The sequence below is a fragment of the Campylobacter sp. US25a genome (assembly GCF_004379075.1).
Taxonomy (GTDB): Bacteria; Campylobacterota; Campylobacteria; order Campylobacterales; family Campylobacteraceae; genus Campylobacter_D; species Campylobacter_D jejuni.
The window spans coordinates 1-659 of record NZ_RYYM01000073.1 but is presented as its reverse complement, the minus strand read 5'-3'; the positions used below and the strand labels follow the sequence as shown (position 1 = coordinate 659).

Sequence of the window (659 nt, the reverse complement as noted above, 5' to 3'; positions counted from 1 at the left end):
ATTGATTTAAATAAATATGATTTTGCCTATGATGAAGAAGGTAGAATCATTTGGGCTTTATATGATGATATTGAAAAGGGCAAATTAAAAGATCCAAGAGATATAGATTCTACTCCTGAAAGCAGGAAAGAATTTGATCATTATATGGATGGATATAAAAATGGAATGGAAACTAGATTTGATGCTGATATTCCAAATGATTGGGGTGATCGACAAGCCACTTTATTCAAAGATACCCTAGTATTAAGCGCTAAACTCGCAGCCTTAACTCCTCCTCAAGGCTATCCTAATGCCCCAAGATACTATAGTCCTGAAAGACTAGAAATTATTTATAAAAGACATAAACTTGACAAACTCCTTGATCCAAGAATTCCTGCCATATATAGATATAATTTTCCAGAGGATTTAAGAGCTAAGATAAGAGCTTATGCTAAAGAGCATAATATCAAAGAGTAAAAATAATGAATTTCATAACTAGACTAGCTACTACCATAATCATAGAAGATGGTTTATATATGGGATAAATTAAGAAAGGATAAATAATGAGCGATACTTATAAGATTTATACACCCAATGGATTAGCATTAGATGTGGAAAAAGATACCAATAAAATACTCTTTAAAGAAAATGTTAAGCCCACAGGCAACTATACCGAAGAA

The 659-nt window shown here is 31.7% G+C and carries 1 pseudogene; it reads left to right on the top strand.

The window, feature by feature from the left end:
* Positions 1-456 (top strand): annotated as a pseudogene (locus ELQ12_RS09785) (hypothetical protein); the annotation flags it as partial.
* Positions 457-659: the final 203 nt, after the last annotated feature.